General features: G+C 70.8%; 3 protein-coding genes. All 3 read left to right on the top strand.

Translation table 11 applies throughout. The features are described from left to right. Nucleotides 1-143: 143 nt before the first annotated feature. Nucleotides 144-1,493, top strand: coding sequence for a glutamine-hydrolyzing carbamoyl-phosphate synthase small subunit (gene carA, locus CVO76_RS05940; protein WP_208741204.1), 1,350 nt, complete (start codon nt 144-146; stop codon nt 1,491-1,493). Continuing rightward, on the top strand, nt 1,493-4,798 hold the full coding sequence (gene carB, locus CVO76_RS05935; RefSeq protein WP_208741202.1) for a carbamoyl-phosphate synthase large subunit: 3,306 nt from the start codon (nt 1,493-1,495) through the stop codon (nt 4,796-4,798). Before carA ends, carB begins: the two co-directional genes overlap by 1 nt. Then, on the top strand, nt 4,788-5,251 hold a 464-nt coding region (gene pyrF, locus CVO76_RS17290), incomplete at its 3' end, for an orotidine-5'-phosphate decarboxylase (protein ID WP_244186234.1). The genes carB and pyrF, both read left to right, overlap by 11 nt.

Below are 5,251 nucleotides of genomic sequence, written 5' to 3'. Positions count from 1 at the left end.
GAGCGGGTCGATACGGGCTTCCGGACCCGCCATGCCGCCTCCAAGGCCCAGCTCGTCGCCGCCGTCGCGGCGCTCGTGCCGGCCCCACCCCCCGCTACGACCCACCACCGAACTCCACCGACCCCCGAAGGCAGGGAACAGCTGTGAGCACCGTCCAATCCAAGGCACCGGTCCATCGGAAGGCACCCGCGGTGCTCGTCCTCGAGGACGGGCGGACCTTCCGCGGCCGCGCCTATGGCGCCGAGGGCACCGCCCTCGGCGAGGCCGTCTTCGCCACCGGCATGACCGGCTACCAGGAGACCATCACCGACCCCTCCTACGCACGCCAGCTGGTGGTCCAGACGGCGCCCCACATCGGCAACACCGGGGTCAACGCCGACGACGCCGAGTCCCGGCGGATCTGGGTGGCCGGGTACATCATCCGCGACGCCGCACGGCGCCCGTCGAACTGGCGCTCCGAGCAGAGCCTCGACGACCAGCTGCGCGAGCAGGGCGTCGTCGGGATCGAGGGCGTCGACACGCGCGCCATCACCCGCCACCTGCGCGAGCGCGGCGCCATGCGTGCCGGGATCTTCTCCGGCGAGGACGCCTCGCAGCCGGAGGGCCGGCTGCTCGAGCAGGTCGTCGCCCAGCCGTCCATGGCGGGCGCGCGCCTGGCCGACGAGGTCAGCATCGACGCCGCGTACGTCGTCGAGCCGGCCGACCACGGCTGGACAGGCGAGACGGTGGCGACGATCGCCGCGCTGGATCTCGGCATCAAGGCCATGACGCCCAAGCACTTCGCGCAGCGCGGCGTACGCACTGTCGTCCTGCCGGCCGGCGCCACCTTCGAGGACATCGCGGCCGCGCGGCCCGACGGCGTGTTCATGTCCAACGGCCCGGGTGATCCGGCCACCGCGGACGCGCAGGTGGACCTCCTCCGGCGCGTGCTCGACGAGCGGATGCCGTTCTTCGGCATCTGCTTCGGCAACCAGATCCTCGGACGCGCGCTCGGCTTCGGGACGTACAAGCTCCGCTACGGCCACCGCGGCATCAACCAGCCGGTCCTGGACCGCCGCACCGGCAAGGTGGAGATCACGTCGCAGAACCACGGCTTCGCGGTCGACGCGCCCCTCGACGGCCCCGTCGAGGCGCCCGCCGGACGCTACGGCCGCGTCGAGGTCAGCCACGTCAGCCTGAACGACGACGTCGTCGAGGGCCTCGCGTGCCTGGACCTGCCCGCGTTCTCCGTCCAGTACCACCCCGAGGCGGCGGCGGGTCCCCACGACTCCGCCTACCTCTTCGACCGCTTCATCGACCTCATGCAGACCGAGAAGGAACGCGCGGGCTCGGGCGACGCCCGCGCGGCGTCGGCCCTCGATGCCCCCTCCGAGTCGGAGGCGCTCGAGCGTGCGGCCGCCGCAGAACTCGGCACGCACGGATCCAAGGTGACGGGCACGCAGCCCCGGCACAGCCCCGCAGAACAGAGCAGCACCACGCAGGAAGAGAACTGATGCCCCGCAGAACCGACCTCAAGAGCGTCCTGGTCATCGGCTCAGGGCCGATCGTCATCGGCCAGGCCGCCGAATTCGACTACTCGGGAACCCAGGCGCTGCGCGTCCTGCGCGAGGAGGGCCTGCGCGTCATCCTCGTGAACTCGAACCCCGCCACGATCATGACCGACCCCGAGTTCGCGGACGCCACCTACGTGGAGCCGATCACGCCAGACGTCGTCGCGAAGATCATCGAGAAGGAGCGGCCGGACGCCCTGCTGCCGACCCTCGGCGGGCAGACGGCGCTGAACACGGCCATCGCCCTCGACAAGAACGGCGTCCTGGAGAAGTTCGGCGTCGAGCTGATCGGGGCGAACATCGCCGCCATCGAGCTCGGCGAGGACCGCGAGAAGTTCAAGGGCGTCGTCGAGCGCTGCGGTGCCGAGTCCGCCCGCTCCGCCATCATCCACTCGATCGACGAGGCCCTCGTGGCGGCGGAGGACCTGGGCTACCCGATGGTCGTCCGTCCCTCGTTCACGATGGGCGGCCTCGGGTCCGGACTCGCGTACACGGAGCAGGACCTGCGCCGGATCGTCGGCCAGGGCCTGCAGTACAGCCCCACGAGCGAGGTCCTGCTCGAGGAGAGCATCCTCGGCTGGAAGGAGTACGAGCTCGAGATGATGCGCGACAAGAACGACAATGTCGTGGTCGTCTGCTCCATCGAGAACTTCGATCCCGTCGGCGTGCACACCGGCGACTCCATCACCGTGGCGCCGGCCCTGACCCTCACCGACCGGGAGTACCAGCGACTGCGCGACATCTCCATCGCCGTCATCCGTGAGGTCGGCGTCGACACGGGCGGCTGCAACATCCAGTTCGCCGTCGAGCCGGACACCGGGCGCGTCGTCGTCATCGAGATGAACCCGCGCGTGTCGCGGTCCTCCGCGCTGGCGTCGAAGGCCACGGGCTTCGCGATCGCCAAGATCGCGACGAAGCTGTCCCTCGGCTACACGCTCGACGAGATCCCGAACGACATCACCCTGAAGACCCCGGCCTCGTTCGAGCCGACGCTCGACTACGTGGTGGTCAAGGTCCCGCGGTTCGCATTCGAGAAGTTCCCGGCCGCCGACCCCACGCTCACCACCACCATGAAGTCCGTCGGCGAGGCGATGGCGATGGGCCGCAACTTCACCGAGGCGCTCCAGAAGGCGCTCCGCTCCCTCGAGCAGAAGGGCTCCCAGCTGTCCTTCGCCCCGGTCGCGGTCGAGGACGTCGACGCCCTCGTCGAGGCTGCGAAGCGCCCCACCACCGAACGACTCTCGCAGGTGCAGCGCGCGCTGCTCGGCGGCGCGAGCGTGGAGCGGCTGTACGAGGCCACCGGGATCGATCCGTGGTTCCTCGACCAGCTCGTGCTCCTCAACGAGGTGGCCGAGGAGGTGCGCTCGGCGCCGAACCTGACGGAGGACGTGCTGCGGCACGCCAAGCGCCACGGCTTCTCCGACGAGCAGATCGGGCTGCTGACCTCCACCCCCGACGCCGTCGTACGCGGTGTCCGGCACGCCCTCGGCATCCGTCCGGTCTTCAAGACGGTGGACACGTGCGCCGCGGAGTTCGCGGCCTACACGCCGTACCACTACTCGTCCTACGACGAGGAGGACGAGGTGGAGCAGCACGAGAAGCCCTCGATCATCATCCTCGGCTCCGGACCCAACCGGATCGGCCAGGGGATCGAGTTCGACTACTCGTGCGTCCACGCCACCATGGCGCTGCGCGAGGCCGGCTACGAGACCGTGATGGTCAACTGCAACCCCGAGACGGTCTCCACCGACTACGACATCTCCACGCGCCTGTACTTCGAGCCGCTGACCCTCGAGGACGTCCTGGAGGTCATCGCCGCGGAGCAGCGTACCGGTGGCGTGCTCGGCGTGTTCGTGCAGCTCGGCGGCCAGACACCGCTCAAGCTCGCCCAGGAACTGGCCGACGCCGGCATCCCGATCCTCGGCACGTCGCCGGAGGCCATCGACCTCGCCGAGCACCGCGGGGCCTTCAGCCGCGTCCTCGACGCGGGCGGGCTCATCGCGCCGAAGAACGGCACCGCGGTGTCCTTCGAGGACGCCAGGACGATCGCCGACGACATCGGCTACCCCGTCCTCGTCCGCCCCTCCTATGTGCTGGGCGGCCGCGGCATGGAGATCGTCTACGACGAGGCCAACCTCTCCCGCTACATCACGAACGCCACGGAGATCACCGAGGCGCACCCCGTGCTGATCGACCGCTTCCTCGAGGACGCCATCGAGATCGACGTCGACGCCCTGTACGACGGCACGGAGATGTACCTCGGCGGGATCATGGAGCACATCGAGGAGGCCGGGATCCACTCCGGCGACTCGGCGTGCGTGCTGCCGCCCATCACACTCGGTGCCGACGTCCTGCAGCGCGTCCGCGAGGCGACGCTCGCCATCGCCGAAGGGGTCGGCGTCCGCGGACTCATCAACATCCAGTTCGCCCTCGCCTCGGACGTGCTCTACGTCCTCGAAGCGAACCCCCGCGCCTCGCGGACCGTGCCCTTCGTGTCGAAGGCCACGGGCGTGCAGCTCGCCAAGGGCGCCGCGCTCATCGGGACCGGGGTCACGGTCGCCGAGCTCCGCACGCGGGGCCTGCTGCCCGCGCGGGGCGACGGCGGATCCCTCCCGCTGGACGCCCCGGTGTCCGTCAAGGAGGCCGTCCTGCCGTTCAGCCGCTTCCGCACGCCGGAGGGCACCGTGGTGGACTCGCTGCTGGGCCCGGAGATGCGTTCGACGGGCGAGGTCATGGGGATCGACAAGTACTTCGACACCGCCTTCGCCAAGAGCCAGGCCGCGGCCAACGCGGCCCTGCCCGTCAGCGGCAAGGTCTTCGTGTCGGTGGCGAACCGCGACAAGCGCTCGATCATCATGCCGGTCAAGCGCCTCGTGGACCTCGGCTTCGAGATCGTCTCGACCGGCGGCACCGCGGACGTCCTCCGCCGCAACGGCATCCAGGCGACCACGGTCCGCAAGGTCGCCGAGGGAGCGGGCGAGGGCCGGGGCACCGTCGTCGACCTCATCACCGAGGGCGGCATCGACATGATCATCAACACGCCCTCGGGCGGCCAGGCGCGCGGAGACGGCTACGAGATCCGGGCGGCCGCGACCTCCTACGGGCTGCCGGTCATCACCACCATCCCCGAGGTGGGGGCCGCCGTCCAGGCGATCGAGGCCATGCGTTCCTACGAGTGGTCCGTCACGAGCCTGCAGGAACACGCGGCGAACCTGCGTGCCTCCACCGAGGCCCGCGATGCCTCCTGAGGCCGATGCCGCCGCGAGCCGCGCCCCCTTCGGGGAGCGGCTCGCCGTGGCCCGCGCCGCCAGGGGCAGCCTCTGCGTCGGCATCGACCCCCACCCCGCCCTGCTGGGTGCCTGGGGGCTCGAGGACTCGCCGGGCGGACTCGAACGGTTCTCGCTCGCGGTGCTCGACGCCGTCGGGCCCGTGGCGGCGGCCGTGAAACCCCAGGTGGCCCTCTACGAGCGCCACGGGGCACGCGGACTCGCCGTCCTCGAGACGCTCCTGGTGCGCGCAGCGGAGGCCGACGTCCTGACCATCGCCGACGCGAAGCGCGGCGACATCGGCTCGACCATGCAGGCGTACGCGGAGGCGTGGCTGGGGGAGGGCCGGCCCCTCGCCGCCGACGCCGTCACGCTCAACCCCTACCTGGGCTTCGAGTCGCTCCGTCCCGCGCTCGATCTCGCGGCGGCCACGGG

It is taken from the genome of Arthrobacter agilis, assembly GCF_002953615.1.
GTDB classification, from domain to species: domain Bacteria; phylum Actinomycetota; class Actinomycetes; order Actinomycetales; family Micrococcaceae; genus Arthrobacter_D; species Arthrobacter_D agilis_B.
The sequence above is the reverse complement of the archived record's forward strand: the minus strand, read 5'-3'. Positions and strand labels throughout refer to the sequence as shown.